Genomic DNA, 959 nt, shown 5'->3' on the forward strand with positions numbered 1-959 from the left:
GCCAGCGGAATAGCGCCGTTGTTGCCACCGATCCCGCCACCACCACCGCCGGTGCTGTAGGCACCGAGGGCATTGCCACCACCGATATTGACCGGAATGTCGAGCTTGGGCATATCCATGGGAGAGCTCTCCATCTGCGGCCGATCCGTGCTGGCCACCTCCATCTCGGGAGGGGGGGGCGGACGGTTCGGCGGCGGCGGTTTGGGCAGCTCCCGTTGCTTCTCTTGCAGGGTCTCCTGGGGCTTGATGCGAATGAAATCGGTCATGGCGACGTCATCTTTCTCCACCAGCTCCCGGTGATCCGGTGTGATCAGCTTGTTCATTCCCAAAAACAGAAAGAACACCACCACACAGGAGACCACCAACGATATCAGGTATCTCATAGGTCTCTCTCCAGCATCAGCTGCTCTTGCTGGCAGCGATGGAGATGTTCTGGACACCGGCCATGCGGATCTGATCCATGACCTGCACCACCAGACCGGAACGGGATTCGGTATCGGCCTGGATCACCACGGCGCTCTCCGGGTTCTCGGCACGCAGCCGCTCGATGTTGGCACGTACAGCCCCCACTTCCACAATGCGCTTGTCGACCCAGACCTGACCGTTTTCGCGTACCGCGACCATGATATTGCCCTTCTTCACCGTCTCGGCCGTGCTGGCACTGGGACGGTTGATCTCGACACCGGACTCCTTGACGAAGGAGGTGGTGACGATGAAGAAGATCAGCATGATGAACACTATGTCCAGCATGGGGGTCAAATCGATAGCCGCCTCGTCAGCACCGCTGTCGCTGTAACGTTTTCTCATAGCAGAAACTCCTTGCTTGTTCTGTGCCCCCGGCAGGCCATGCCTCACCGGGGGTATGCATCCTGCATCAACCGTGTTTCAGGTTGTCTTCCAGCTTTTGCACCGCCAGTTTGGCTTTGTGATCGAGCTGGTTGACAAAAAACAGGCCGGAA

1 protein-coding gene and 2 pseudogenes are annotated in these 959 nt (G+C 58.5%); all 3 read right to left on the reverse strand.

Features of this window, described 5'->3' with window-relative positions; all coding sequences use genetic code 11:
- Nucleotides 1–383, reverse strand: a pseudogene (locus tag AACS18_RS06620) (sugar ABC transporter substrate-binding protein); the annotation flags it as partial.
- 16 nt (nt 384–399) lie between these two features.
- Complete coding sequence (locus AACS18_RS06625; RefSeq protein ID WP_033137735.1) at nt 400–807, reverse strand: ExbD/TolR family protein; 408 nt, start codon at nt 805–807, stop codon at nt 400–402.
- A 67-nt stretch (nt 808–874) separates the two neighbouring features.
- Nucleotides 875–959 (reverse strand): annotated as a pseudogene (locus AACS18_RS23195) (MotA/TolQ/ExbB proton channel family protein); the annotation flags it as partial.

It is taken from the genome of Aeromonas sp. HMWF015 (assembly GCF_963878965.1).
Taxonomy (GTDB): domain Bacteria; phylum Pseudomonadota; class Gammaproteobacteria; order Enterobacterales; family Aeromonadaceae; genus Aeromonas; species Aeromonas veronii.